The organism is Nocardia sp. NRRL WC-3656 (genome assembly GCF_000720265.1).
GTDB classification, from domain to species: Bacteria; Actinomycetota; Actinomycetes; order Mycobacteriales; family Mycobacteriaceae; genus Nocardia; species Nocardia nova.
The window spans coordinates 165,880-191,502 of the sequence record NZ_JOJF01000010.1 but is presented as its reverse complement, the minus strand read 5'-3'; the positions used below and the strand labels follow the sequence as shown (position 1 = coordinate 191,502).

Sequence of the window (25,623 nt, the reverse complement as noted above, 5' to 3'; positions counted from 1 at the left end):
GGGCCTCGTTGCCCGAAACAACCGGTCTCGTACTCACAGATCGAGTTCGAGGGAGTCGCCCGCCGCGCGGGAGACGCAGGTGAGCATCGTCGTCTCGCGCTCGGCGGGACTCAGCCGCCGATCTCGATGGTCGACAGCGCCCGCGTGCACGGTCACCGCGCAGGTACCGCAGAAACCCTGGCGGCACGAGTAGGCGACGTCGGGCAGGACCCGGCCGATGGCCGCCAGTGCCGATTCGTCGGCGGCCACATCCACGGTGTGACCGCTGCGCCGCAGCCGGATTCGGAACGGGCGGCCGTGCTGGACCGGCAGCGGCGAGAACCGTTCGGTGTGGACCGAAACGGTCGGCTCGTGGGCGGCGTCGGTGTTCAGCGCGGCGGCCATCAGTGGCGGCGGACCGCAAACGTAGATCGCGGTGCCGCGCGGCACGTCGGCCAGGATCAGATCGAGATCGGCGACACCGAATTCGTCGTCGGGACGGATCTCGAGCCGTCCGCCGCGGTGGGCCGACAGCTCGTCGAGGAACGGCATCGTGGCCCGGCTGCGGCCGAGATAGACCAGCCGCCAATCGATTCCGCGCCGTTCGGCGTCGGCCACCATCGGCAGCAGCGGCGTGATTCCGATACCGCCGGCCACGAAGACATAGTGCGGGGCATCGATATATCCGAAGGCGTTGCGCGGCCCGCGCACTCGCAACCGGTCCCCCACCGCCACGTCGCGATGGATCTCGTCGGATCCGCCGCCGCCGTCGGGCAGGTGGCGCACGGCGATGCGATAGGTTCCACGGTCGGCCGGGTCCCCGTTGAGCGAATACTGCCGCTGCCGCCCGGAGGGCAGAAGCACATCGATGTGCGCGCCCGGAACCCAGCTCGGCAGCCGTTCCCCGTAGGGAGCGACCAGCGTCAGCACGACCACGTCCGCGGCCCGCATCTCGCGCCGGGCCACGATCAGCTCACGCTCGAAACCGCTGCGCCGCACCGGATTCGGTCGAGACAACACCTCGATTGGCGGTTCCGTGGTGACGCCGCGCTTGTACAGGTCGAAGATCGCGCCGACCGCCCGCAGCGGTAGCGACGGCCGATACCCCGGCCGCTCGGCGGCCACCGGGTACGCCACTGCCGTCACCGCCGGCCCTCGCGCGCCGCCGGCGACTGCGCGAGATAGCGCAGCGCGTTGTCCATGCTCCCGAGCTGGGAGGGGTGGAATCCGGGCCGGAGGTACCGCGGAATCTCGGTCAGGAAGGTCGACATCCGCGGCACCACGCCGCGGGCGGAGGCGCTGAGGAATTGCAGCGGCCAGAACCGCCCCTTGCGCGGATCGGGATCCTTGCCGAACAGATAGCCGCCCGCGATCACGAACAGCACCATCAGCGACGAGCTGGCCAGCACGGCCGTGCGGGCCTTGCGCAGATATCCGCCGTCGACGTGCATATACGCGTCGTAGACCACGCTGCGGTGTTCGACCTCCTCCGCGCCGTGCCAGCGAATCAGGTCCAGCATCGCCGGATGCATGTTCTTGGCCTCGAGCACGTCGTTGGTCAGCAACCACTCGCCGATGACCGCGGTGTAGTGCTCCATCCCGGCGAACAGGCCCAGCCGCTCGCACAGCCACTCGTGTTTGGCGCGGCCGGTCAAGCCGTGATCACCGAGTAGGCGATCGACCAGCCAGGCCACCGTCTCCACCATCGGGGCCACGTCGAGCCCGAGCGCTTCCAGGTGGCGGCGCGCCTGCGCGTGCGAGCTGGCGTGCTGATTCTCCTGCCCGATGAAGCCCTGCACCTCTTCGCGCAGCCGCTCGTCGTCGATATGGGGCAGCGCTTCGGCCAGGGCCGCGGCCATCGCGCGTTCCCCCTCCGGGAGAACCAGGTGCATCACGTTGATGATGTGAGTGGCCATGACCTCGCCCGGAATGTAGTGCATGGGGACGGAGTCGAAATCGAATCGCACATCGCGAGCCCTGATCGCATGGGCTTGGTCGTCGTAGACCGAGGTGTTCATGTCGCGTCCTTGCGGGTGGTCGAAGCGATCCTCCGACGGTAATGTTGACATCACTAGATGTCAACAGCAGCCGATGTCAACAAAACGCCTTGTCGCCGCCCCCCGGTAGCATCACCGCCATGGCCGATTCGCCGCACACTCCGAAAACGGGCAGCCGCCCCTGGCGTGGACGCGAACCGGCGGACCGCATCGCCGCACGTCGCGAACGGCTGCTGCAGGCCGGTTACGAGCTCATGGCCGGCGTCGGCGCGGCCGAGACCTCGATGCGCGGAGTATGCCGACAGGCCGGGCTCACCGAACGTTATTTCTACGAGAGTTTCGCCCATCTCGACGATCTGATGACCACCGTCCTCGAGAACACCGTCGAACAGTGCCGGGATCGACTACTCGCCGCACTGGCCGAAGCACCCGAGGAGCGAGACCTGCTGTTCGGTCACGTGGTGCGCGCGTTCACCGATTTCCTCACCGAGGACCCCCGGCGCGGGCGCATCCTGTTCGTCGAATCGATCGCCACCCCGGCATTGACCCGGCGCGGCAGCGAGCTGGTCGCGGTGATCACCGGGCCGATCGCGGCGGTGATCGCCGCCGACGACACCGACACACCGGCTCCCGACGAGACCGACGCGACGCTCAACGCGATGGCCATCTTCGGCGCGCTCGCCTACTGCTACCGCCCGTATCTGATCGGCGATATCACCATCGACCGCGACCGCTTCGACAACCACGCCGCCGCGATCATCCGGCAGCTCAGCACCGTGCGCTCGGCGCCGGTCCTGCGCTGAGCACCCCTTTCCGACTTCCCCTCCCGCACGCCGCTGCGGCGCCGCTGGAACCGGTGCCGGACCTTGCCTCGTCCACCCTTCCGTAGTAGCGTCCAGACACGTGTCCATCAACGATGGATCCGGAATGCGGAAGGATTTCTCATGACGTTGGTCAAGCCGCGGCAGGTCTCCGGGGGCGAACACGAGCACGGCCACCTCGAAGAGTTCCGCACCGATCCGATCGCGCTGATGCAGCGGGTGCGCGCGGAGTGCGGCGATGTGGGTTCGTTCCGGCTGGCCGACAAGGACGTCATCCTGCTCTCCGGCGCCGAGGCGAACGAATTCTTCTTCCGCGCGGCCGACGAGGATCTCGACCAGGGCGCCGCCTACCCGTTCATGAAGCCGATCTTCGGCGACGGTGTGGTCTTCGACGCCAGCCCCGAACGCCGCAAGGAAATGCTGCACAACCAGGCCCTGCGCGGTGACTTCATGCGCGGACACGCCGAGACCATCGCGCACGAGGTGCACCGGATCCTCGAAGGCTGGGGCGACGAGGGCGAAATCGACCTGCTCGAGTTCTTCGCCGAGCTGACGATCTACACCTCCTCGGCCTGCCTGATCGGCAAGAAGTTCCGGGAGGAACTCGACGAGCGGTTCGCACACCTGTATCACGAACTCGAGCGCGGCACCGACGCGCTGTGTTACGTCGACCCTTACGCCCCCATCGAGAGCTTCCGCCGCCGCGACGAGGCGCGGGCGAAACTGGTCGAACTGGTCCAGGAGATCATGAACGGCCGCATCGCGAACCCGCCGCAGGGCAAAGAGGATCGCGACATGCTCGATGTGCTGGTCTCGATCCGCGACGAACAGGGCGAACTGCGGTTCTCCGCCAGCGAGATCACCGGCATCTTCATCTCGATGATGTTCGCCGGACACCACACCACCTCCGGTACCGCGGCGTGGACCACCATCGAGTTGCTGCGCAATCCCGAGGTGCTGGCCCGGGTCGTCGGCGAACTCGACGAGCTCTACGCCGACGGCCAGGACGTGAGTTTCCATGCGCTGCGCCAGATTCCGCAGCTCGAGGCCACGTTGAAGGAGACGCTGCGGCTGCATCCGCCGCTGATCATCCTGATGCGGGTGGCGCGCGGCGAATTCGAGGTGTGCGGGCACAGCATCGCGCCGGGCGATCTGGTCGCGACCACACCGGCGGTCTCCAACCGGATCGCGGAGGACTTCCCCGACCCCGACCGCTTCGATCCGGGCCGCTACGTCGATCCCAATCAGGCGGATCTGGTGAACCGCTGGACGTGGATCCCGTTCGGCGCCGGGCGGCACCGCTGCGTCGGCCAGGCGTTCGCGCTCATGCAGTTGAAGGCGATCTTCTCGATCCTGTTGCGGGACTGGGAATTCGAGATGGCGCAGCCCTCCGACAGCTACCGCAACGACCATTCCAAGATGGTGGTGCAGCTACAGCAGCCGTGCACGGTCCGGTACCGGCGCCGGCAGCGCGGGTGAGCCCCCGGCTGGCGGGCACGGTGGTCGCCGTCACCGGCGGCGCGCGGGGTATCGGCTATTCGATCGCCGAGCACCTGCGCGACGCGGGTGCGCGGGTGGTGCTCGGCGATATCGACGCGGCCGCCGTCGCCGCGGCCGGATCGCGGCTCGGCGCCGCGACGGCCCTGACGCTCGACGTGACCGATCCGGCCTCGTTCACGGACTTTCTCGCGGCGGTCGAGACCGAGGCCGGCCCCGTCGACGTCTTGATCAACAATGCCGGCATCATGCCCGTCGGCCGCTTCACCGACGAATCCGACGCCATCACCCGCCGCATCCTCGAGGTCAACGTGCTCGGGGTCATGAACGGCACCAAAGCCGCGCTGCCGCAGATGCTTTCGCGCGGTCGCGGCCATATCGTCAATATCGCGTCGCTGGCCGGGGAGAACCCCACGCCCGGTATGGCGACCTACTGTGCGAGTAAACAGGCCGTGCTCGGCTTCACCGAGGCCATGCGGCTGGAATGCCGCGGCAGCGGAGTGCACTTCTCGGCGGTGTTGCCGACCTTCACCCGCACCGAACTGATCGCGGGAACCAAGGCGCCGATGGGTCTGCTGGCCGAACCCGAGGATGTCGCACGAGCGGTGACGCGGCTGATCGCGCGTCCGCGGCGCCGGGTCACCGTGACCAGGCTTGCCGGGGTGGCGATGGCGTTCAACAAGCTCACTCCGCGCGCCTTCGGCGAATTCACCGCCCGCCGCATGGGCGTGCACCGAATATTCACCGACGAGGTCGATCGCGCCGCCCGCGCGGACTACGACCGGCGGGTCGGCAACACGCCGGAGGGCTGAAACCACAAATTCCGGCCGCTGCCGGATATTATCAGGAACGGCGTACGCCCTGGTCATCGCGCGGAAATCGGCGAATATTCCGGCGTGCGCCCTTCGACGTCTTTTGAGAGCCGCACCAACGGGTACCCAATCTGGGTCGGATTCAGTTGGAAGCGAGGTATCTCGAATGACACATGAACCGATCGCCCGTCGTGCCGAAACCGCCGCACGCCACGGTGCCAACAGTTATGACAACATCGAACCCTGGTTCGAGAAACTGGCCGCTCTGGACCATGCCGATCCACATCGGGAGTCGGTCCGAGCGGAAATCATCGAACTCTGCCTGCCGCTGGCCGAGCATATCGCTCGGAAATTCTCCGGCCGCGGCGAGACGTTCGACGATCTGCACCAAGTGGCGAGGCTCGGTCTCGTCCTGGCCGTCGATCGATTCGATCCGGTACGGGGAAATTCTTTTCTCTCCTTCGCCGTGCCTACCGTGATGGGCGAGGTTCGCCGTCACTTCCGCGATTACACCTGGTCGACCCGGGTACCGCGCGCCGTCAAGGAATTGTGGCTGCGCATCGGTCCGACGACCGAACATCTGGCTCACGAACTCGGGCGCATGCCCACGGCCCGCGAACTGTCCGAAGCTCTCGACGTCGACGGCCCGCAGGTGGTGCAGGCCATGATCGCCGGCAACGCCTATCAGCCGAACTCCATCGACGCGGTCGTCGACACCGACGACGGCGCGATCATGGACAAGCTCGGCGCCGAGGAACAGTGCTACCAACTGACCGAGGACGCGATGGCGGTCCGCCCGCTCATCGATGCGTTGCCCACCCGGGAACGCAGAATTCTGATCATGCGCTTCTTCGAATCCAAGACGCAGAATCAGATCGCCGAGATACTGCAGATCTCCCAGATGCACGTCTCCCGCATTCTGACCCGCACGCTGAAAAGTCTTCGGCAGCAGGCGCTCTGCGAGCCACAGCCGACATAGTGATCCATCTCACCGCCCGCACGACCGAAAGGTGTAGTCATGCCCAAGGAATGGTCTGCCAAAGAAGAACGCCAATACGAACATGTGAAGTCCTCGGCCCGGAAACGGGGTGCGAGTAAAGGTCGCGCAGAGGAAATCGGCGCACGCACGGTCAACAAGAATCGTGCGCAGGCGGGCAAAACCCGCACCGCGAGCCGCAGTTCCACCAACGATATGTCGCCACAGCGCCGCGGTGGCCAGCGGTCCGGCAAAGGTTCACAGGGACCGACCCGCGATCAGCTGTACAACGAAGCACGCCAACGCAATATCAAGGGCCGGTCGAAGATGACCAAGAAACAGCTCGCCAGCGCGCTGGGCAGATAATACCCGGCGCAACACATCTCCCGTTGCGAATCCGATTCTCACGCAACATCATATCGAACGAAGAAAGGGTGCCCGGTCACATCGGCCGGGCACCCTTTCGGTCGGTTCCGCTACTTACGTCGATCGTCAGGAGCCGCCCTTGTCCTGGAAGGCCTGTTGCCGTTTTTCCTCCACACCGGCTTCCGCACGGTGCTTCTCGGCTTCGGCTTCCTTCTGGGCGGCCTCGCGCTGCGATTCGGCGCGGCTCTGCTGAGCCTTGCCCTCCTCGCGCAGCTCGTCCTTTCCGAATACCTGACCGGCGGCCTCCTTGGCCTTACCCTTCGCGCCTTCCACGACGCCTTCGAGACCTTCGCGGCCTCCGCCCTTCTCGTGCTCCGACAAGGGATTCACCTCCAACACGTCGAAATCACTGACATCGGGCGCGATACCCGGCGACCCCGGCACGAAACGCCCGCCGACAGCTATTTCGAGCCGCTGTGGGCGCCCTCACCGCGTCTGGGCGCCGCGCCGGCGTTCCCGCCACGGATGGGCGAACCAGGTCAGGAGAAACAGCACCGCGAAGCACACACCGATGACGGTGGCGGCGACCGCACCGGCCACCGTGTCGAAGATCAGCACCGCGACCCCGGTGAGCGCGACGCCGAGCAGCGCCAGCCCGACCAGTGCGAAGGTGTGGGCGGTGCGCACCACGCTGCCCAGACGATGCTGCCGGAACAGGATGCGGTGGGCGGCGACCGGCGCGATCAGGAAGACCGTCGCCGCGATCGAGGCGGTCACGACCGCCAGGTACAGCCCGCGCATCGGGGTGGACACCGTGGTGAACCTGGCCTGGAACGGCAGCGTCAGCAGGAAGCCCGTCAGCAGCTGCACGCCCGTCTGCACCACCCGCAATTCCTGAATCAAACTGGTCAGATTGCGGTCCAGCTGTTCGGTTTCCGTCTCACCACGGACCTCGCGGTCCCATTCCCGATCGCGGTCTTCCCGGCCGCCGGCGGACTGCGCCTGCTCCATCCGACAACCCTATCCCGGGCGGATCGTCCCGAGAGATCAATAGTTTCGGCCATAATGGTGCCATGCACACCGTCGAGGCGCCCGAGGTCCGCACCTGGAATTTCCCCCGCGGGATCGCCAGCGTCGCGGTGATGATCGAATTCGCCACCGAGCACGGGGTCGACAGCGCGCGGCTGCTCGCCGGATCCGGTATCGCGCCGGCCACGCTCACCGACCCCGGCGCCCAGATTCCGGCCGAGGCCGAACTGGCGGTGGTGCGCAATCTGGTCGCCGAACTCGCCGACATCCCGGCGCTCGGCGTCGAGGTCGGGCGGCGGTACCGGCTGAGCACCTTCGGCATCTTCGGCTTCGCCTGCGTCACCAGTCCCACGCTGCGCGAGGCGATTTCGCTGGCCATGCGGTACTACCGGCTCGGATTCGCCTTCTGCACACCGATCGTCGAGTACCGGCGCGACGATGTGATCGCCTGGATCCATCACGAGCTCATCCCGCCGGATGTGCAGACCTTCCTGGTGGAGCGCGACATCGTCGCCATGCATCGGGTGATGGCCGATCTGCTCGGCCACGACTTCTCCTTCGCCCGCATGGAATTCGGCTACGACGAACCGCCCTACGCCGACCGGCTCGAGGCCGTGCTCGGCGCGCGGCCGCGCTTCGGGCGCGCGCACACCATGTTCACCGTCGCACCGGAGATCCTCGCCCAGCCGCTACCCCAGGCGAATCAGCAGACGTGGGCGGTCTGCATCGCTCAGTGCCGGGATCTGGTGCAGCGCCGCAGCGCGCGCACGGGTATCGCGGCCGAGGTCCGGGAACGACTGCTGCCCGGCAGCGGCGCGACCGGTATCACCACGCCGCCGCCGATCGAGGCGGTGGCCCGGGAGCTCAACATGAGTGTGCGGACGCTGCGCCGCCGCCTCACCGAGGCCGGGACCAGTTACCGGGCGCTGCTCGACGAGGTGCGCCGCGCGCTCGCGCAGGAAATGCTCTCGGGGACGCCGCTGACCATCGACGACATCGCCATCCGGCTCGGTTACGCGGAGGCGACGCCGTTCATCCACGCCTTCAAGCGCTGGACCGGAACGACTCCGGCCGCCTACCGGCGTGACCGGAACTATTGATTTTCTGGCCGTCGATCTCTGCGCCCACCCCCTGATCTGCCCATACGGTACGAGGGGACGATCGGGACCAGGAAAGGGCGCGGCGATGGGGTTCGACTACGACGTGGTAGTCATCGGGTCGGGATTCGGCGGCAGCGTGAGCGCGCTGCGCCTGACCGAGAAGGGCTACCGGGTCGGCGTCCTCGAGGCCGGCCGCCGCTTCGCCGACGACGAATTCGCGAAGAACTCCTGGCGGGCACGGCAATTCCTGTGGGCGCCGCGGCTGGGATGTTTCGGCATCCAGCGCCTGACCCTGTTGAAGGACACCTTCATCATGAGCGGCGCCGGTGTCGGCGGCGGCTCGCTGGTGTACGCGAACACCCTCTACGAACCGCCCGCGAAATTCTTCGCCGACTCGCAGTGGGCCCATATCACCGACTGGGGCGCCGAACTGGCACCGCACTACGACCAGGCCAAGCGCATGCTGGGCGTCACCACGAATCCGGCGACCACGGCCTCGGACCGGGTGCTGCGCGAGGTGGCCGAGGAACTGGGCGTCGGCGCCTCCTTCCGGCACACCCCGGTGGGAGTCCTGTTCGGCGGCAACGGCACTCGGGCCGGGCAGGCGGTACCCGACCCTTACTTCGGCGGTGTCGGCCCGTCCCGGCGCACCTGCACCCACTGCGGCGAATGTATGACCGGATGCCGCCACAACGCCAAGAACACGCTGGTGAAGAACTACCTGTATCTCGCCGAGAAGGCCGGGGCCACCGTGCATCCGCACACCACCGTGGTCGATGTGGTGCCGCTGCCGTCGGGCGGGTACCGCGTCGACACCGTCCGCACCGGGCGCTGGGTTCGCAAGGCGCGCCGCAGCTTCACCGCCGAACAGGTGATCTTCGCCGCGGCCGCGCTCGGTACGCAGCGGTTGCTGCACCGGCTGCGCGACCGTGGCTCGCTGCCGCACATCTCCGCGCGGCTCGGCTATCTATCGCGCACGAATTCCGAAGAGCTGCTGTCGATCCGGAGCCGGCGATCCGACACCGATTTCACCAAGGGGGTGGCCATCACCTCCTCGATCCATCCCGACGCCGACACCCATATCGAACCGGTGCGCTACGGCAAGGGCAGCAACGTGCTGTCGCTGATGACGACGGTGATGTACGACGAGGACGGCAGCACCTCGCCCGCCCGGCTGTGGTTGCGCGAGAACTGGCGGCGCCGCCGCGATCTGGCGAAGGTGCACAACCCGCGCCACTGGTCGGAGCGAATGATCGGCCTGCTGGTGATGCAGTCGGTGGACAATTCGCTCACCACCTACACCGAGCGCGGTCTGTTCGGCCGCCGGATGACCACCAAACAGGGTGAGGGACAACCGAATCCGACGTCGATCCCGGCCGGGCACGAGGTCGCCCGCCGCGTGGCCGACAAGATCGACGGCATCGCGACCGCCGGCATCACCAGCCTGTTCGGCATTCCGATGACCGGACATTTCATCGGCGGCTGCGTGATCGGCGATTCCCCGGAGACCGGTGTCGTGGATGCCTATCAGCGCATGTACGGCCATCCGGGCCTGCACATCGTCGACGGCTCGGCGATTTCGGCGAATCTCGGCGTCAATCCGTCGCTGACCATCACCGCACAGGCCGAACGAGCGCTGGCGCTGTGGCCCAACAAGGGTGAGCCGGATCAGCGGCCTGCGCTGGGTTCGCCCTATCGGCGGCTGGCCCCGGTCACCCCCAAGGCGCCCGTGGTTCCCGCCGACGCCCCGGGTGCGCTGCGGCTGCCGATCGTCGACATCACCTAGTCCGGGGCTAATCCGACCGATCCGTACTCGCCACTACCGCCTCCGACGGCAGTTCGGGCGCGAGCGGTCCCAGTCGCAGCGAGGATTCCAGCAGCATCGCGTGCACGAACGCCTGGGGCAGATTGCCGCGCAACTGCCGCTGGGTGACATCGAATTCCTCGGCGAACAGCGCAGGGGTGCCGCACGAGGAGCGGTTGCGTTCGAAGAAGCGCATCGCGGTCACCGGGCGGTCGAGCTGGGCGGCCGCCATCGCCATCGTGAAACCGCACAGCAGGAACGCGCCTTCGCTCACCTCGAGCGGGCGATCGTCGTGGCGGTAGCGGTAGACGCAGTAGTCGGTGGTCAGATCCCGCTGCACCGCGAAGAAGGTGGCGGCGTAGCGCGGATCGGAGACCGGGATCGCACCGCGGATCAACGGCAGGATCAGCGCGGCGTCCACACCGGGCTGATCGGGGGCGCGCTGCCAGCGGCCGGTCGGATGCACACCCGTGCGGGCCGCCTCGGCCACCAGCGTATCGGCCAGCGCACTGCAATAGGCGGTATCGGCGCCGGTGTCCGGGCAGGCCGCGACCGCGCGCAATCCGGCCGCGCAGATCAACCGGGAATGAGTCCACAGCCGATCCTCGATCTCCCAGATACCGGCGTCGGGGCGGTGGTAATTGGCCGCGATCGCGGAAACCGCGATATCGACCGCGCGGCGATGATCGCCGCCGAGCCGGCCGTGGCGCGCGGCCGCGGCGAACAGCAACAGCGTCTCGCCGAAGGTGTCGAGCTGGAACTGCCCGCGCACCCGGTTGCCGATCACCGGCCGGGCGCCCGGATATCCGGGGAGATCGATATCGCGCACCGGCGGCACGCTCTTCCCGTCGACGGTATAGGCCGGGGCCAGTGCGGGACCGTCGTCGAGCAGCCGGGCGGCGGTGAACCCGACCGCGTCGTCGAGCAGCGGATGCGGACCGGCGACGGCGATCGCCTGCCCGGCCAGGCATTGATCGCGGATCCAGACGTAGCGGTAGTCGTAGTTCTCGCCCTGGTCGGCGCGTTCGGGCAGGCTGGTGGTGGCGGCCGCGACCATTCCGCCGGTATCGGCGGTCATCCCGCGCAGCACCGCGAACGCGTGGGCGCTGTCGCGGGGCGCGGCGCTGGCGCCGAAATCCGGGCGGTCGCGCCGCCACGCGTTTTCCGTTGCCTCCCAACAGGTATCGGGGTCGGGCAGCTCGTCGGGCAGGCCCTGGTCGGACAGTTCCAGAATCAGATCGTGACAGCGCCCGGCCGGAATCTCGAGGTGATCGGTCCACCCGCGGTCGGGTCCTCTCGGATCGAGTTCCGCCTTCGGCGCGCCGGTCCAGCGCATCCGCAGCGCGCCCGCACGGGCGGTCCACACCCCGTCCTCGCAATGCGGCCGGCGGACCGATTCCGCGCCGAATCGCGCCATCGGCCGCAACACCACGTCGACCTCGGTGTCCTCCTGGACCGCCACGATCCGCCGCATCAGGATCGCGCGATGCCGGTCGCCGGGAAAGGCCAGCGCCTCCCGGCACTCGATCACCGCCGACCCGGACAGCCAGCGCGAGCGCCAGATCAGCGTGCCCTGCTCGTAGTAGCCGCCCCACACGAACCGGCTCGCGGGGGTGACGGCATACATTCCGGAACCACCGAGCAGGGACGCGAAGACCGCGTCGCCGTCCCAGCCGGGCAGGCACATCCACGAGATGTCACCGCGCGGCCCGACCAGGGCGCCGCGCTGGCCGTCGGCGATGAACGAGTACTCCCGCAGGACGTGGGGGGCGGCAGCGGAGTTCGCGATCATGGTCGGGAAATACCACGATCGCGGACGATTAACCGCCCGCTCGCTCCCCTCGGCCCGGGCGGCTCCCGGCCGAGGGGGCTCGCGTTCGTACGGACGGTCCGGTCAGGCCTTCCGCTGCGCGGACGACCGGGCCGGATTGCCCTGACCGGCCGCTTTCGGATCCTTCTCGTCCTGTTTCGCCCGGACGCCGGATTCCACCCGGTCGCCCAGATCCTTGTCCACATTGCGCCAGTATTCGAAGGCGCGCGCCAGGACCGGCTCGGACACACCGTTGAGGAGATGGCCGACGATGTTGTCCACCAACCGTTCTCGTGCCGCGTCGTCGAGCACCTGGCGGACCATTGTGCCCGCCTGGCCCCAATCGTCGTCGTCGCGGCGCAGCGTGTAGGCCTCGCGCACCATTTCGCCGTCGGTGTACCAGCCGGCGGTCGGACCGGCCCGGCCGGGTTCGGCGTGCGGTCCGCCCTTGGAATTCGGCACGTAGACCGGGTCGCCCGGATTGTGGTGCCGCATGTGGCCGTCCTTGGTGTAGGAGTGCGACGGCGACTTCGGCGCGTTGACCGGCAATTCCTTGTAGTTCGCGCCGATCCGGTAACGGTGGGCGTCCGGATACGAGAACCACCGGCCCAACAGCATCTTGTCCGGGCTCGGTCCCGTTCCCGGCACCGCGTTGCTCGGCTCGAAGGCGGCCTGTTCGATCTCGGTGTGATAGTCGGACGGGTTGCGGTTCAACGTCATCCGGCCGACCTCGTAGAGCGGATAATCGCCGTGTGGCCACACCTTGGTCAGATCGAACGGGTTGAACCGGTAGGTCTTGGCCGCCTCGAACGGCATGATCTGCATCTTCAGCGTCCAGCTCGGGTGGTCCCCGCGCTCGATCGCCTCCCACAGATCCCGGATGTGATAGTCGGTATCCATCGAGGCCATCTGGTCGCCCTCGTCCTGGGTGAAGAACTCCACACCCTGGTCGGTGATGAAGTGGTACTTGACCCAGTGCTTCTCGCCCTCGGCGTTGACCCACATGTAGGTGTGGCTGGAGTAGCCGTTCATGTGGCGCCAGGTGCGCGGGATACCGCGATCGCCCATCAGCCAGGTGACCTGGTGCGCCGACTCAGGCGACAGCGTCCAGAAATCCCACTGCATATCGTGGTCGCGTAAGTTGTTGTCCGCCCGGCGTTTCTGCGATCGGATGAAGTCCTGGAACTTCATCGGATCGCGGACGAAGAAGATCGGGGTGTTGTTGCCGACCAGGTCGAAATTGCCGTCCTCGGTATAGAACTTCAACGCGAATCCACGCGGATCACGCCAGGTGTCCGGGCTGCCCCGCTCACCGGCCACCGTGGAGAACCGGGCCAGCATCTCGGTCCTCGCCCCGGGCTGGAACACCTTCGCGCAGGTGTAGGCGCTCATATCCTGCGTGACCTCGAAGACGCCGAACGCGCCGCCGCCCTTGGCGTGCGGCTGACGTTCGGGTACGCGTTCGCGGTTGAACGCGGCCATCTTCTCGATCAGATACGCGTCGTTGAGCAGGATCGGGCCATCGGGGCCTATCGTCAGCGAGTCTTCGTCGCTGGCCACCGGAATTCCGGCGTCGTCGGTGGTGAAACCGCCGGCGCGAGTCTTCTCGACCATCTCTCTCCTCTTCCGGATCGGATCGGTGCGGCGGTCTCGCCTCCGCGGGCCCGCCGCGTTCACACGCTGATCAGTGCCCCTGTCGCTGGTGCGGCTCCCACTGGTCGCGCGCCTGCGTGCGCCTGCTCTCCAGCGCGATCCACGTCACGCCGCCGATGAGGCACACCGCGCACACCACGCCGGCCACGATCGCCCACCCGCCGAAGCCGTATCCGGCAGCGGTCAGCGCGAGCGCCAGCGCGACGAAGCTCAACGCACACAGGATGATGCCCGGAATGTTGTATGTGTCCTCGATTCCCTCACCGGCATGCTTGCGCGGTGCTCGCAACATCCGCCGCCGCTGCGCCTGCTCCTGCGATGTGCTTCCACGCGCCATCCGCGGGTCCGTCATCATGGCACCTCCGTTTCCCGGTTGCGGCCGCACAGGGCACACTCCTCCCTGCTTGCAGGCGTACTACCCGGGTTGGGCGGTTCGAATCAGGCAAATCCCACCGGCCGGGCCCCTTCACCCGATGGATTCGACGATCTTGACCACGACCAGCACGACGGCCACCAGCAGATATCCACGCAGGGCGAGCATGCCCGCGGTGCGCAGCGGGGTGAACGACGGACGCTCGAGGGTGTGCAGCGCCGGAGTGCGGAAGGTGTCGCGGTCCCCGGCGAGTTCGGCGCGTTCGGAGCCGCGATCCAGTTCCTGCACCTGACCGGGGTCGAGGTCGCCGAACCGGGCCGCGGTCGCCGCGGCGGAGCGGCGCCGGGTTCGCGCGTGGGCGAGCAGGGCGACCGCGCCCCCGGCCAGACCGGCGAGCACGCCCGCACCCAACCCGAACTCGAGGGTCCGGGTGCTCAGGGCCGGGAAGAACGTGGCGGCGGTGAGCGCGGCCGAGAGCAGCACCAGCGCCCAGACGATGATCGCGGCGCAGATGTTCTGCCGGAGCGTATTCACCCACGGGCCGAGTACGTCGCGGTCGTTGCACAGCAGCACCAGGAATACCGTCGCCGAGGGCAGCAGCACCCCGGCCAGCGCCTGCACACCCTGCGTGATCAGGCCCAGCACATGGTCGGGGCTGAACGAGATCGCGGCGGCGACGGCCAGCAGGGCCGCGTAACCGGCGTAGAAACCGGGCGCTTCGGACACCTTCCAATGCAGTGAATGCCGCCGCCCGAGCGTATCGCCGAGGGTGTAGGTGGTGGCCAGACCGACCGCGTTGGCGCCGATCAGCGAGGCGTCGAGCAGGACGATCGCGAAAAGCGCGCCGACCACCGGGCCCGCGTGGGCGCGCAGGCCCGCCGCGACCGCACCGGCGTCGGTGAAGCCGCCGACCGGACCGGTCCCCGACAGTCCGTAGGCGGCCGCGGCCATGATCGCGATCGCGCCGGCCATCACCACCACGATTCCCAGCCACAGATCGATGCGCTCGTAGCGGATCCAGCGCGGGGTGATGCGCTTGTCGACGATGTTGGACTGCTGAAAGAACAACTGCCACGGTGCGACGGTGGTGCCGACGATCGCCACGATGATCAGCAGCAGGGTCGACGAGAGCCCGCCCGGCAGCGACGGGATCAGCCCGTGCCCGGTGCCCGATACGCTCGGATGAACCAGCAATGCCATCGGGAACAGCACGATGTTCACCGCGATGAGCGTCATCATCAGGCTCTCCCACCGCCGGAACGACCCACCCGCGACCACGGCGAACAGCGCGACCGCCGCCAGCGGCACCGACACCGCCTTCGGCAATCCGAAATAGCTCAGAGCCATTGCCACGCCGATGAATTCGGTGACGATGGTCAGCGCGTTGACGACGAAGAGATCGCCGACGCTGAACGCGCCCCAGAACTTCCCGAATCGCGCGAAGATGAGCCGGGCATGGCCGACCCCGGCCACCGCACCGAGCCGCACCACCATTTCCTGGTTGACGTACAGCACCGGAATCAGCAGCACGAGCGTCCAGAGCAGAGCCATGCCGTAGTTCTGACCGGCCTGGGCGTAGGTGGCCACGCCGCCGGCGTCGTTGTCGCCGACCATAACGATCAGGCCGGGCCCGATCACCGCCGCCAGCATGCGCAATCGCTGCATCCGGCTGCGGCCGGCGAGGTCGTCGTGCTGCCGGATCACGCCCAGCGCGCCGACGATATCGCCGACGTGGGCGTGATCGGCGACAGCGCCGGGGGGTGCGGCCGGGGTTCGGGTGTCGTCGGAGTAGGTGGTCATCGCCGCGCTCGCTTCCTGAAACTCTGTGCTCACCAGTTGTTTTCGAGTTCCGGGCTAGTGGAGTGCGCCCGGGCGGCGTTCGAGGTGAGCGCCGAGCGCGGCGGTGTGCACGGGCGCCGAGGGACGGCAGGAACGCAGGTTGCGGCGCTCGAATTCGGTCAGGCGGCGGCCGGTGAGTCGACGGAAGACATTGCGGTACATGGGTTCTCCTCTGAGGTGAAACCCGGCTGCGGGCAGCCCGCGGCACCCCGGAACCCCACATCGGCGATGCCGATGCGGTGGATCGGGGGTGAGTTCAGGCGGACAGGCAGCGAGCCGGGGACGATACGGTTCGCGAACTCGGATACGGACTATCTCCGGATGGCATCGCCCCTCACCTCCTCGCTGCCGGGACGCACGCGCACGTCGTTGTTCTGGTGATCGGCACCACGCGAGAGGGAGACCCGCCCGAACGGCGGATACGCACCCCTCTCGTCAGAGCTTCGGCACTGTACGACGTATCCCCTTGCGGGAGAAGCCACTTCGGATCATCCCTTAATCCGGGAAGATCTGTCCTAACCCTGGGCGTCTCTCGACGTCGTCGGATCAGTGGCCTGTGTTCGTACAGGAGCCTCGCCTAGCGAGGTGCTGACTGCAAAAGAGTGAACCCGGAATTCGCGATTGTCAAATCGGTGGCCACCGGCGGGTTGCCAGGATCCGATCGGCGGTGTTTACTTCCTTCCCGGCGCCGCCGGCCGGTGCCGTTCTACGCGGGTCGTGTCCCGGAAGGAGGTGGTCGCTGTGCCCGACGACAGTCGTATACGTCGTTTTGCCAAGAATTCACTCGGCGACCATTCTCGTGTCGACGCGACCGTGCCGATGTCGCGGTAGCCGGCGCGCGCGAGTTCTCGCCCTCCATCGAAGGGTTGTCTCATGTCGACTTGGGAGATGCTGCTGCGCCTGGCCACCGGTGTCGGTCTCGGTGCGGTGATCGGTTTCGAACGGCAGTACCGGGCCCGGATGGCCGGATTGCGGACCAACGCCCTGGTCTCCGCGGGCGCGGCGTTGTTCGTGCTGCTGTCGGCGCACGGCTTTCACGGCGGCGCCGCCGATCCGACCCGGGTCGCGGCCCAAATCGTTTCCGGTATCGGCTTTCTCGGCGCGGGTGTGATCATCCGCGACGGATTGAACGTGCGGGGACTCAACACCGCCGCGACACTCTGGTGCGCGGCGGCGGTGGGCGCGCTCTCCGGCGCCGGAATGTACGGCACCGCGGCGGCGGGAACGGTCGCGGTGGTCATCGTCAACATCGCGTTGCGGGCGGCCGGGCGAGCGGTCGACCGCCAGCCGGAATCGGGTAACGAGCAGCCGGCGCACTACGCGTTCACCGCCGTCACCGACGACGCGCACGAAGCACATGTGCGCGCGCTGCTGGTCCAGGCGTTGACGCGCACGGACTTCCGGCTCATGTCGGTCGCCAGCGCCAACGCCGAGGATGCGGGCCGGGTGGAGGTGCGCGCGGATCTGGTCGGCGATCAGCGCGACGACCGGCAGATGGAATCGGCGGTCAGCCGGCTGAGTCCGGAACCGTCGCTGACCAGCGTCGGATGGCGCACGGTCGAACCGGTCGCGCCCGGGCTGTAGCTCTGACCTGCACCGATGCCTTCGGTCACTATGCTGACGCCGTGAGCAGTGTCGCCCCGATGATTCCCGTACCCGCCGATCCGGACACCGTGACCGCGGTGGGCCCCGAGGACGACCCCACCGCGGTGGGCCTGAGCCGCGGCGACGTCGAGGCGGTGTGGGAGTCGGTCCGCGCGTGGTACCGGATGGGAACCACTCCGGCGATCCAGATCTGCCTGCGCCGCCACGGCGCGATCGTGCTGAACCGGGCCATCGGCCACGGCTGGGGTAACGCCCCCGGCGACGGGCCCGACGTCGAACGCATACCGATCACCGTCGACTCTCCGTTCTGCGGTTTCTCCACCGCCAAAGGCGTCGCCGCGACGGTGACGGCGATGCTGATCGAACAGGGCGCCTTCGCGCCGGAAGACCGGGTGTGCGACTACATTCCGGAATTCGCCGCGCACGGCAAGGGCCGCATCACCATCGCCGATGTGCTCTCCCACGCCGCCGGGGTGCCGTTCATGCCGGCGGGCTACCGCGGCTTCGACGCCGTCGTCGACGAGGAGGTCGCGGTGCGGGCGCTGACCGAGTTGCGGCCGAGTTGGCCGCCCCGGCGATTTCGCGTCTATCACGCACTGACCAGTGGATTGATTCTGCGTCTGCTGGTCCAGCGCGCGACCGGCAAACGGATGCGCGACCATCTCGCCGAGCAGGTGCTGAATCCGCTCGGTTTCCGGTGGACGACGTTCGGGGTGAGCCCGGAGGACGTCGACCGGGTGGTGCCGAGTGTGCGCACCGGACCGCGACCCTCCCGGGCCTGGTCGCTGGTGGCCGGCAAGGCGCTCGGCGGTGGAATGAGCGCCTCGACCTCGGCGGATTCGGTGCGCGCGTTCCTCACCGCGGAGCTTCCCTCCGGCAATCTCGTGACCACCGCCGCGGAACTCTCGCGCTTCTACGAAATCCTCTGTCGCGGTGGCGAACTCGACGGTGTACGGATCCTGTCTCCCGACTCTCTGCACAGCGCGATCGCACCGGCTCCCCGGATCCCGGGCATCGCGGGCCGGGTCAGTCGCGCCGGCTTCGAGCTGGGCGGGCGGCGGTCGAAGTTCGGCGCCCACACCGAAAGGCATTTCGGCCGTAGCGGATTGACCACCCAGTACGGCTGGGCCGACCTCGACCGCGGACTGTCCGGCGCGATTCTGACCAGCGGTAAGTCGACCGTGGACACCGAGCGGCCCTGGCAGTTGTGCGCACAGATCTCGGCGGTCGTTCCCCGCTCGCCCGTCGCCCGGCCGTAGCGGCGGCATCCTCGCGGCTCCCGGCCGTCCGGCCGGTCCGGGTCTCAGCCCTGCGGCTCGGGAAGCCGAAGTCGTTTGAGCGACACCGCGTTCAGCGCGACGATGATACTGGAGCCCGACATGGTCAGTGCGGCGATCTCCGGGCGGAGGGTGAATCCGAAGGCCGGTTCGAGCACGCCGGCCGCGATCGGGAGTGCGACCGCGTTGTATCCCACCGCCCACGCCAGGTTCTGATGCATCTTGCGCAGCGTGCCGCGGCCGATCCGCAAGGCGGTGGGCACATCGAGCGGGTCCGATCGCATCAGTACGACATCCGCGGTGTCGATGGCCACGTCCGTGCCGGCCCCGATGGCGATGCCGAGGTCGGACCGTGCCAGCGCGGGCGCGTCGTTCACGCCGTCGCCCACCATCGCGACTTTCCTTCCGCCCGACTGTAATTGCGCGATGGTGTCGGCCTTGTCGCCCGGCAGCACCTCCGCGATGACGGTATCGATGCCCAGTTCGGCCGCGATGCGATCGGCCGTGGCGCGATTGTCGCCGGTCAGCATCACGACTTCCACGCCCAGATCGTGCATTTCGCGCACCGCCGCGGCGGCGGTTTCACGGGGTGCGTCGGCGATCCCGACCACCGCGACCGCCTTGTCGTCGACCGCCACCAGCACGGCGGTCTGCCCGCCATCCGCGATCCGGGCCCGAGCGTCGGCCAATTCGCCGAGTTCGATCCCCTCCCGATCCAGCAGTCGCCGGTTGCCGACCACGACACGCTGCCCGTCGACCGTGGCGACGGCGCCGTGTCCCGGCACGTTCTCGAACTTCTCGGCCCGCGCCGGCGCGGCGCCGCGCTCCTGCGCGTAGCGGACGATCGCCTGTGCCAGTGGGTGTTCCGATTCCCGTTCGACCGCGGCCAGCGCCGCGAGCAACCGGGGCGAGGGCTCCGCCGCCGCGGTCACGAATTCGGTGACGGCCGGTTCGCCCTTCGTCAGCGTGCCGGTCTTGTCCAGCACCACCACGTCGACGCGCGCCGCCGTCTCCAGGGCCAGCGCGTTCTTGAACAGCACGCCCCGGCGAGCGCCCAGTCCGGTGCCGACCATGACGGCCGTCGGTGTGGCCAGGCCCAGGGCGTCGGGGCAGGTGATCACCACGACGGTGATGGCGAACAACATGGCCGTGGCGAAGGTGGCTCCGGCGAGCAACCATCCCGCCAGCGTGGCCGCACCGCCGATCAGTGCGACCAGTACCAGCCAGAACGCCGCGCGGTCGGCCAGCTTCTGGCCCGGCGCCTTCGAATTCTGCGCCTGCTGAACCAGATTCACGATCTGCGCCAGCGCGGTGTCGGAACCGACCTTGTCCGCACGCACGCGCAGGGTGCCGTCGACGTTGATGCTCGCGCCGATCACCGGAGCACCCGGTTGTTTGTGCACCGGCAGACTCTCCCCGGTCACCATCGACTCGTCGACCTCGCTGTCGCCGTCTTCCACGACGCCGTCGACCGGGATCTTGGCGCCCGGCCGCACCAGCAGCAGATCACCGACGGCGACCTCGGCGGTGGGAATCTCCACCTCCTCGCCGTCACGCACCACGACTGCGCGCGGTGGCGCGAGGTCGAGCAGCGTGCGGATGGCGTCGGTGGCGCCGCCCCGGGCGCGCATCTCGAACCAGTGCCCGAGCAGCACGAAGGTGGCGAGCATGGTCGACGCCTCGTAGAAGACCTCGCCGCCGCCGGTCAGCGTGATCGCGAGCGAATACAGCCATCCCGCGCCGATGGCGACCGCGACCAGCACCATCATGTCGAGGGTCCGCGCCCGCAGCGCCTGCCACGCACCGGTGAAGAAGATCGTCGAGGAATAGCCGATCACCGGCAGACTCAGGATCAGCGCCCACACATCCTGGCGTAGCCCGAACGGCACCGGCAGGTCGATGCCGAACATGTCCGTCGCCATCGGCGACCACACCATGACCAGCACCGAGAACACCAGCGCGACCAGGAATCGGTTGCGCATGTCGGCGGCCATCGCGGCCATCGACATGTCGTGATGATCGTGCGTGCCGTGGTGATCGTGGGTGCCGTCGTGATCGTGCCTGGGCTCCGCGGGTTCGTGCCGGTGCGCGCCGTCGGGACGAGACGGACCGGACGGCTCGGCCAGCGGATCGCAGACGTGCCGGGGAACCGATCGGCCGGAGCAGTGGATTCCGCAGTCGCGCAACCACTCCCGCAAGTCGTGGACCGAGGTCCGGCCCGGGTCGAAGCTGACCGTCGCGGTCTGGGAGGCGGGATTGACCGTGGCCTCGAGCACGCCGGGGCGGCGTTGCAGGACCCGGGTGGCAACCTGCCGCCGGCTCGCCCAGTGCAGGCCGTTCAGATCCAGTACCACGGTTTCATGGCCGTTGCCGTCCATGTGCACGACTCCTCTCGACAGGCCGAGCGACTACCACGACCATATACCCACAGGGGGTATATGCCAAACGAGGCGCCTTCACCAGCCCTGGAAGGTCGCCGCTCGCCACCCACACGGACCGTCGTTAACATGGTCGGCTCGGGGGGCGACTATTCGGCGATGGATGTTTCGGGCGGCGGAGGTTCCGGTGAGGGTTTCGAACTCCCGCGGCGGGCGCGACACCGTCGATATCGCGCTGGTGGTGCCCGGTAGCGGACCGGCGGGCCTGTTCGGCCCCTCCTGTGAGGCGTGCGCCGCGCTGGCGGTGGAGGACATCAATCGCGCGGGCGGAATTCTCGAGCGGCCGGTGCGATTGCACACGGTCGATTCGGGCGCGCCGCTGCCACTGCTGGCCGAACGTATCGATCGCATGATCGGCACCGGCGCCGTCGACGGCGTGGTGGGCTGGCACCTGTCCAATGCCCGCCGGGTGCTGACGCCACGCACGGCAGGGCGGGTTCCGTACGTCTACACCACGTTCTACGAGGGCGGCGAGAATTCCGACGGCGTCTACATGGTGGGCGAGACGCCCGATCATCAGCTCTTTCCCGCGCTGCGCTGGCTGCGCGCGGAGCAGGGCATCCGCCGCTGGTGCATCGTCGGCAACGATTACGTATGGCCGCGCGAAACCGCCCGGGTCACCCGCGAGGCGGCGGCATTCGGCGATATCGACATCGTCGGCGAGGCATTCGTCCCGCTCGGCAGCCGCGCCTTCGGTCCCGCGCTCGACCTGATTCGCCACTCCTCGGCGCAGGGGGTGCTGCTGTTGCTGGTCGGCGCCGACTGCGCGGCGTTCAATCGCGCCTTCGCCCGCGCGAGTCTCGACGAGGACCGGTTGCGCCTGAGCATGATGATCGGCGAGGACGTCCTGTTCGCGGGTGGCCCGGACAGCACCCGCGGATTGTTCACCGCCTCAGGTTATTTCGAGAGTGTGGTATCGCCCGAGGCGATGGATTTCGGCAGCCGCTACACGGCTCGGTACGGCACCTTCGCACCCGCGCTGAACAATATCGGCGAATCCTGTTACGAGGGCCTGCTGCTGTTCGCCTCGCTGGCGGAGGCGGCGCGCAGCCTCGACGTGCGCGCCATCGAACGCCATGCCGCCCGGGTTCGCTACGGCGGCCCGCGCGGTGAGGTGAAGGTGCGCGGCGCCCACACCACCCAGCCGGTCTACCTCGCCGATGCCGACGGCGTCGACTTCGCGGTGGTGAGCGAATTGCGCCGCGCCTGAGCCGGATTCGGCTTCTCCGCGCTGTCGGCGGCGTGCCGGCCGAAGGGATCGCCCGGCCGCAGCCGCCCGATGAGCAGCGCGATGGCGGCGCACCCGATGCCGATTCCGGCCGCGACGAGTCCCGGCACCGCGGTGACCGCGGCCTCCGCACTGCGGAACCAGGTGTGCGAATATTCGATCCGGCCGAGGTCGCGACCCTGCAGAGCCACCCCCGCGGACGGCACGAACAGGATGACGATGCCGACGACCGCACTGGTCGCGCGCGGGCCGATGGCACATCCCAGCGCATATCCGGCGACCACCGCCAGTGCGATACAGCTCGGTACGGTTACCGCCGCGGTCGGGACGTCCACCAGCGACGAGCTCACCGCAGCGGCGATGGACAACGCGACGGATCCGGCGACAGCCTGCAACGGCAGGCGAATGCGCCATCCGGCGTAGAGGCCGGCGCCCGCGGCCACGACCACCAGCACGGTCGACCAGGCCGGCCGCGGAACGGTGAGCAGGGCCGACCCCGCCGAAGCGAAGGCCACCATGACCACCACCAGCATTCCGTCGCGTCCGGGAAGCAGCAGCGCCGCCACCGCGGTCGCGAGCAGCAGGAGCGCCCCGCCCACCAGAATCGATACCAGCGCGCCGCCGCGGGCCATCCAGACGGAGGTCCCCAGCGTCGCCGAGACGATCACGACCGCGGACACCACCGGTTTCAGCGGCACCACCGCACTGTCGTCGGGTTCCGGTCGCTGTTCTTGGCGAAAGAGCACGGCCGTGCAGAGCATCAGGACGAGTGCGACGACAATCATCCAGACCGGAGGCGCCCCGCGCATGATGCCCTCCCCCGCGACGGTGGAGGCGAAATCCGGCGCCTGGGTGAGGTCGGCGAACAGAATCGAAGCCAGCGCACCGAACAGATACCCCCCGGCAGGGGCTCGCCGATGCCACACCGCCGCGGCCAGACAGCCCAGGATCACTCCGGCGAGCATGGAGTCGACGTAGTTGAGCGTCGACAGGGTCCGAGTCTCCAGTTTCACCAGCAGGGTGTGGTTCACCAGCATCGCCGAGGTCGCACAGAAGACCGTGCACCAGGCCAGGCGGCTGCTGCCGATCGCCGCCGACACCGAGACCGCGATGACGGCGATCAGCGCGCCGGCGGTGAGGGCCAGCGGCATATTGAAGATCAGCAGGTCGACCTGCAGCGCCGATCCCGGCGACAGCCAGGATTGGCTGATCGGCATCATCATGGCCAGCCCGGCGATCGCGGCGCTGACGCATGCGGCCGAGGTTTCCACGGCCACTCGCAGCCATTGCGCGTCGGTGATTCCGGCCGACAACCGATGTACGTGCCCCCGGATATCCGGGGAACCGAAAGTCACAGCACTCATGCCGGACTCCGTCCCCAGCAGGTAACGCCTGGTCGTGACTTCCCCGCCGATTCGTTAGCCGAATGATTGCGGGACCGACATTACCGGAGCACGAAAGCCCTCTTTCGGCATCCGATCACCGTCGAAGAGGGAAAGTCGGCAATTCGATGATGATTTGCTAACGGTTCGGTTGCGGCGGGTATAGCTTTCGTATCAATTCCCGCCGCGACCGCGTGTCCGCCCCCGTTCACCGCAATCGCCGCCGGCACGCACGGGCGCGCCCGTTGCCGGATCGTGTCCGTGATCCCGGACTGATCGACTACGGGCGCAGCGGGGATTACCGGGCTATATCGTCGGCGGGCGCCTCCCCGCCCTCGGGTCCGGCCGAGGAACTCGCACTGCGAAACAGCGGACGATGCGCCACCCCGCCGGCAGGCGCCGGCGTCTCGATGGGTACCGGACTGTGGCTGAACAGATTCGGCTGCTCACTCATATCGGATGTCCTTCAGACTCTCACCATCGACGGCCCGTCCGGCCAGCGAATCGGCCGCACCGCTCGCGCGCACAGCGCACTGTGCGATTACCGACAGCACTTACAGTACACCCCCGATAACCGACCGCGGGCCCGACGAGCCGAGACCGGTCGTTCGCGTCGTAGCACGGAATCGGTTCGGCGGGCACACATTCCGCGACCGCGTGGGCGTCAGCCGCGGCCGTGCCGCAGTTCGTACTGCTCGCGTTCGGCCGCCGCACGCTGCCGTCCGGCGATGTCGGCCAGTTCGGGATCGAGCCCGTGCTTGAGCAGGCGGTGCCGCCGATACACGTACATCAGCGCGACGGTGAAGTAGACCAGCGGGACGTACAGCAGCGCCGCCATCGACAATCCGATCCACAGCGGGCCCGGGACCAGCAGGAACAGGCACAGTACGGGGATGATCGGCACCAGGAATCGCAGCAGGTAACGGCGGGCGGCGCCCGGGCCGGTCAGATCGCGAAGGACCCACTGCTGCATCGAGGGCGGCAGGGTGGCGCCGCAGATATAGCGCACGCGCTGAACCGGATTCGGCTTCTGCTCACTCATGGGTAGCTCCCTGGATATCGGCGAGCGCGGCTCGCCGGGCGGCCTCGTTGACGCGGGTCAGCACCTCGCGCAGTTCCTCCAGATCGGCCAGGCTCACGCCCAGCCGCCGCACGACCGCCGGGGGGATCAACTCGGCCTGGCGGCGCAGCGCCCACCCGGCTTCGGTCAGATCGATCAGCAGTGTGCGTTCGTCGCGCGGATCACGGTGGCGGGTGATGAGGCCCGCCGACTCGAGCCGCTTGAGCAGCGGAGACAGCGTGGCGGAATCGAGTTGGATCGCCTCGGCGATGGCCTTCACCGACATCGGAGCCTCGCCCCACAGCGCCAGCATCACCAGATACTGCGGATGGGTGAGCCCCAGTGGCTCCAGCAGCGGGCGATACACTGTCAGCACCGATCGGTTCGCGACGGCCAGGGCGAAACACACCTGCCGGTCCAGCCGCAGCGGATCGTCGACGTCGGTCGTCATGCCCACCTCCTCGTGTCGAGGCCAGATTAGCGGCTAATAGTTAGTGCACAAACTATTAGTGCGCAATCACACACTCGGCGACGCGAGCGAGACGCCCAGTAGTTATCGAAGAATCCTCGACAGCGA

At 68.1% G+C, this 25,623-nt stretch carries 24 protein-coding genes and 1 riboswitch; of the genes, 10 read left to right on the top strand and 14 right to left on the bottom strand.

What is annotated here, in order from left to right:
• Nucleotides 1-33: 33 nt before the first annotated feature.
• Both IG65_RS0115535 and IG65_RS0115530 read right to left on the bottom strand, forming a co-directional pair.
• Nucleotides 34-1,125: a 2Fe-2S iron-sulfur cluster-binding protein gene (locus IG65_RS0115535; RefSeq protein WP_369801545.1), complete on the bottom strand. Its 1,092-nt coding sequence runs from the start codon at nucleotides 1,123-1,125 to the stop codon at nucleotides 34-36.
• Nucleotides 1,122-1,997 (bottom strand): metal-dependent hydrolase, encoded by an 876-nt coding sequence (locus tag IG65_RS0115530; protein ID WP_030515626.1) that lies wholly within the window; start codon nucleotides 1,995-1,997, stop codon nucleotides 1,122-1,124. The genes IG65_RS0115535 and IG65_RS0115530 overlap by 4 nt, the downstream gene beginning before the upstream one ends.
• A gap of 119 nt (nucleotides 1,998-2,116) precedes the next feature.
• Here IG65_RS0115530 and IG65_RS0115525 point away from each other — a divergent pair, with 119 nt between their 5' ends.
• The 5 genes from IG65_RS0115525 to IG65_RS0115505 all read left to right on the top strand — a co-directional run bounded on the left by IG65_RS0115525 (nucleotide 2,117) and on the right by IG65_RS0115505 (nucleotide 6,448).
• Nucleotides 2,117-2,779, top strand: a complete 663-nt coding sequence (locus IG65_RS0115525; RefSeq protein ID WP_030515625.1) for a TetR/AcrR family transcriptional regulator — start codon at nucleotides 2,117-2,119, stop codon at nucleotides 2,777-2,779.
• Between the two features lie 141 nt (nucleotides 2,780-2,920).
• Nucleotides 2,921-4,276, top strand: a complete 1,356-nt coding sequence (locus IG65_RS0115520) for a cytochrome P450 (protein WP_030515624.1) — start codon at nucleotides 2,921-2,923, stop codon at nucleotides 4,274-4,276.
• On the top strand, nucleotides 4,273-5,106 hold the full coding sequence (locus tag IG65_RS0115515) for an SDR family oxidoreductase (RefSeq protein WP_030515623.1): 834 nt from the start codon (nucleotides 4,273-4,275) through the stop codon (nucleotides 5,104-5,106). Before IG65_RS0115520 ends, IG65_RS0115515 begins: the two co-directional genes overlap by 4 nt.
• Nucleotides 5,107-5,272: 166 nt before the next feature.
• Nucleotides 5,273-6,085 (top strand): RNA polymerase sigma factor SigF, encoded by an 813-nt coding sequence (locus IG65_RS0115510; protein WP_030515622.1) that lies wholly within the window; start codon nucleotides 5,273-5,275, stop codon nucleotides 6,083-6,085.
• A 39-nt stretch (nucleotides 6,086-6,124) separates the two neighbouring features.
• The gene (locus IG65_RS0115505) at nucleotides 6,125-6,448 is read left to right on the top strand and encodes a hypothetical protein (protein ID WP_030515621.1); all 324 of its coding nucleotides are present in this window, start codon (nucleotides 6,125-6,127) and stop codon (nucleotides 6,446-6,448) included.
• A gap of 126 nt (nucleotides 6,449-6,574) precedes the next feature.
• Here the strand turns inward: IG65_RS0115505 and IG65_RS0115500 are convergent, their stop codons facing one another.
• Both IG65_RS0115500 and IG65_RS0115495 read right to left on the bottom strand, forming a co-directional pair.
• The gene (locus IG65_RS0115500) at nucleotides 6,575-6,829 is read right to left on the bottom strand and encodes a hypothetical protein (RefSeq protein ID WP_030515620.1); all 255 of its coding nucleotides are present in this window, start codon (nucleotides 6,827-6,829) and stop codon (nucleotides 6,575-6,577) included.
• A gap of 105 nt (nucleotides 6,830-6,934) precedes the next feature.
• Nucleotides 6,935-7,459: a DUF6328 family protein gene (locus IG65_RS0115495; protein WP_030515619.1), complete on the bottom strand. Its 525-nt coding sequence runs from the start codon at nucleotides 7,457-7,459 to the stop codon at nucleotides 6,935-6,937.
• Between the two features lie 62 nt (nucleotides 7,460-7,521).
• On the opposite strand from IG65_RS0115495, the gene IG65_RS0115490 reads away from it, so the two are divergent.
• Together IG65_RS0115490 and IG65_RS0115485 are read left to right on the top strand one after the other, a co-directional pair.
• The gene (locus tag IG65_RS0115490; protein ID WP_030515618.1) at nucleotides 7,522-8,577 is read left to right on the top strand and encodes an AraC family transcriptional regulator; all 1,056 of its coding nucleotides are present in this window, start codon (nucleotides 7,522-7,524) and stop codon (nucleotides 8,575-8,577) included.
• An 85-nt stretch (nucleotides 8,578-8,662) separates the two neighbouring features.
• The gene (locus tag IG65_RS0115485; protein ID WP_030515617.1) at nucleotides 8,663-10,363 is read left to right on the top strand and encodes an FAD-dependent oxidoreductase; all 1,701 of its coding nucleotides are present in this window, start codon (nucleotides 8,663-8,665) and stop codon (nucleotides 10,361-10,363) included.
• 7 nt (nucleotides 10,364-10,370) lie between these two features.
• Here the strand turns inward: IG65_RS0115485 and IG65_RS0115480 are convergent, their stop codons facing one another.
• The 5 genes from IG65_RS0115480 to IG65_RS37785 all read right to left on the bottom strand — a co-directional run bounded on the left by IG65_RS0115480 (nucleotide 10,371) and on the right by IG65_RS37785 (nucleotide 16,218).
• Complete coding sequence (locus tag IG65_RS0115480) at nucleotides 10,371-12,173, bottom strand: glycoside hydrolase family 15 protein (RefSeq protein WP_051756099.1); 1,803 nt, start codon at nucleotides 12,171-12,173, stop codon at nucleotides 10,371-10,373.
• Nucleotides 12,174-12,275: 102 nt separating this feature from the next.
• Nucleotides 12,276-13,805: a catalase gene (locus IG65_RS0115475; RefSeq protein WP_030515615.1), complete on the bottom strand. Its 1,530-nt coding sequence runs from the start codon at nucleotides 13,803-13,805 to the stop codon at nucleotides 12,276-12,278.
• A gap of 70 nt (nucleotides 13,806-13,875) precedes the next feature.
• The gene (locus tag IG65_RS0115470) at nucleotides 13,876-14,199 is read right to left on the bottom strand and encodes a hypothetical protein (RefSeq protein WP_231509223.1); all 324 of its coding nucleotides are present in this window, start codon (nucleotides 14,197-14,199) and stop codon (nucleotides 13,876-13,878) included.
• Between the two features lie 111 nt (nucleotides 14,200-14,310).
• Nucleotides 14,311-16,017 carry an NRAMP family divalent metal transporter gene (locus IG65_RS0115465; RefSeq protein ID WP_030515613.1) on the bottom strand — a complete coding sequence of 569 codons (1,707 nt, stop codon included), beginning with the start codon at nucleotides 16,015-16,017 and terminating at the stop codon, nucleotides 14,311-14,313.
• Between the two features lie 54 nt (nucleotides 16,018-16,071).
• Nucleotides 16,072-16,218, bottom strand: coding sequence for a hypothetical protein (locus IG65_RS37785; protein ID WP_156055638.1), 147 nt, complete (start codon nucleotides 16,216-16,218; stop codon nucleotides 16,072-16,074).
• 258 nt (nucleotides 16,219-16,476) lie between these two features.
• Nucleotides 16,477-16,648: riboswitch (M-box (ykoK) riboswitch) on the bottom strand.
• A gap of 281 nt (nucleotides 16,649-16,929) precedes the next feature.
• Between IG65_RS37785 and IG65_RS0115450 the strand changes: the two genes are divergently transcribed.
• Both IG65_RS0115450 and IG65_RS0115445 read left to right on the top strand, forming a co-directional pair.
• The gene (locus tag IG65_RS0115450) at nucleotides 16,930-17,640 is read left to right on the top strand and encodes an MgtC/SapB family protein (RefSeq protein ID WP_030515612.1); all 711 of its coding nucleotides are present in this window, start codon (nucleotides 16,930-16,932) and stop codon (nucleotides 17,638-17,640) included.
• A 41-nt stretch (nucleotides 17,641-17,681) separates the two neighbouring features.
• Entirely contained in the window at nucleotides 17,682-18,920 is a 1,239-nt protein-coding gene (locus IG65_RS0115445) for a beta-lactamase family protein (protein WP_231509222.1), read from the top strand.
• A gap of 44 nt (nucleotides 18,921-18,964) precedes the next feature.
• Here the strand turns inward: IG65_RS0115445 and IG65_RS0115440 are convergent, their stop codons facing one another.
• Nucleotides 18,965-21,316, bottom strand: a complete 2,352-nt coding sequence (locus tag IG65_RS0115440) for a cation-translocating P-type ATPase (protein WP_030515610.1) — start codon at nucleotides 21,314-21,316, stop codon at nucleotides 18,965-18,967.
• Between the two features lie 187 nt (nucleotides 21,317-21,503).
• Between IG65_RS0115440 and IG65_RS0115435 the strand changes: the two genes are divergently transcribed.
• Nucleotides 21,504-22,586: a substrate-binding domain-containing protein gene (locus tag IG65_RS0115435; protein ID WP_231509221.1), complete on the top strand. Its 1,083-nt coding sequence runs from the start codon at nucleotides 21,504-21,506 to the stop codon at nucleotides 22,584-22,586.
• On the opposite strand, the gene IG65_RS0115430 is transcribed toward IG65_RS0115435, so the two are convergent.
• From IG65_RS0115430 to IG65_RS0115415, 4 genes are all read right to left on the bottom strand, one after another.
• A complete protein-coding gene (locus tag IG65_RS0115430; protein ID WP_156055637.1) occupies nucleotides 22,526-23,968 on the bottom strand; it encodes a hypothetical protein in 1,443 nt (480 codons plus the stop codon). The two genes, IG65_RS0115435 and IG65_RS0115430, sit on opposite strands and share 61 nt — an antisense overlap.
• 316 nt (nucleotides 23,969-24,284) lie before the next feature.
• Nucleotides 24,285-24,440 (bottom strand): hypothetical protein, encoded by a 156-nt coding sequence (locus tag IG65_RS37780; RefSeq protein WP_156055636.1) that lies wholly within the window; start codon nucleotides 24,438-24,440, stop codon nucleotides 24,285-24,287.
• Between the two features lie 210 nt (nucleotides 24,441-24,650).
• Nucleotides 24,651-25,028: a DUF5313 family protein gene (locus IG65_RS0115420; protein WP_030515607.1), complete on the bottom strand. Its 378-nt coding sequence runs from the start codon at nucleotides 25,026-25,028 to the stop codon at nucleotides 24,651-24,653.
• Nucleotides 25,021-25,497: a MarR family winged helix-turn-helix transcriptional regulator gene (locus IG65_RS0115415; RefSeq protein ID WP_030515606.1), complete on the bottom strand. Its 477-nt coding sequence runs from the start codon at nucleotides 25,495-25,497 to the stop codon at nucleotides 25,021-25,023. Before IG65_RS0115415 ends, IG65_RS0115420 begins: the two co-directional genes overlap by 8 nt.
• Nucleotides 25,498-25,623 lie beyond the last annotated feature (126 nt).